The organism is Microcoleus sp. OTE_8_concoct_300 (genome assembly GCF_031383065.1).
Lineage (GTDB): Bacteria > Cyanobacteriota > Cyanobacteriia > Cyanobacteriales > Microcoleaceae > Microcoleus.
In genome coordinates this window covers 1-1,128 of record NZ_JANMZH010000345.1, presented here as the reverse complement: position 1 = coordinate 1,128, position 1,128 = coordinate 1, and the positions used below count along the sequence as shown (strand labels likewise).

Genomic DNA, 1,128 nt, shown 5'->3' with positions numbered 1-1,128 from the left:
CCTTATTCGGGGATGCTGCCGGGACACGTTGCCGGGTTTTACGATTATGATGAATGTCACATCGATTTGCGATCGCTCGCTGAATTTGCCGGGTGTCAAATATTAATCGATCGGGCGATCGCGATCGACATTAACAAAAATTTAGTTATTTGTCAAACTCGCCCGCCGATTAATTTTGATTTGCTTTCTGTGGATATCGGCAGCACTCCTGCGACTTTATCTGTACCGGGTGCGGCAGAATATGGAATTGCAGCTAAACCCGTACCGCAGTTTTTAGCTAGCTGGAATCAGTTAATTTCCGAAAGGCAAAACCATTCCCAAAAACCGCTGCGGATAGCCATTGTCGGCGGCGGTGCAGGCGGCGTAGAATTAGCATTAAATATGCAATCTCGATTGGGGAAGGAAGGCAACCCCCCCCTACCCCCAAGGGGAGAAAAAAGAGAGAAGAAGGAACTAAAATCAGACAAATTATCATCAGAAATTCATTTGTTTCATAGCGGTGCTGAATTAATGCCGGGACATAACAAACGGGTGCGTCGCCGCCTGAAAGAAATTCTGATTAGTCGTGGGATTAAACTGCATTTAATGGAAAAAGTTAGTGCTATAGAAAAGCCAGAAACGATTGACATAGAAGATAATCAAGAATGCCCGATGCCCAATGCCCAATGCCCAATGCCCAATGCCAAAATTTCCTGTAAATCAGGTTTAGAATTAGAGTGCGATCGCATTTTTTTGGTAACACAAGCATCGGCAGCCAATTGGATAAGAGAATCCGGTTTAGCAGCCGACTCAAACGGCTTTATGCAAGTCAACGATTGCCTGCAATCAGTCTCTCACCCCAACGTATTTGGGGCTGGCGATATCGCTGCGATGGTTAATTATCCCCGTCCCAAAGCAGGCGTGTTTGCCGTGCGTCAGGGCAAACCGCTGTTTGAAAATTTGCAGCAGTTTTTATTGGGAAAACCGCTGACACCCTTTGCACCGCAGGAACAATACTTAGGGTTAATTGGTACTGGGAATAAAAGGGCGATCGCATCTCGCGGATCCTTCATGTGGGAATCGGCGCTGCTGTGGTACTGGAAAGATTGGATCGATCGCCAATTTATGCAAAAATTTAGCAATCTGCCC

1 protein-coding gene is annotated in these 1,128 nt (G+C 46.3%); it reads left to right on the top strand.

Annotated features, from left to right (window positions below; genetic code table 11):
- Positions 1-1,128: FAD-dependent oxidoreductase (locus tag ACUVJL_RS15665; RefSeq protein WP_445246688.1), on the top strand; the 1,128-nt coding region annotated here is incomplete at both ends.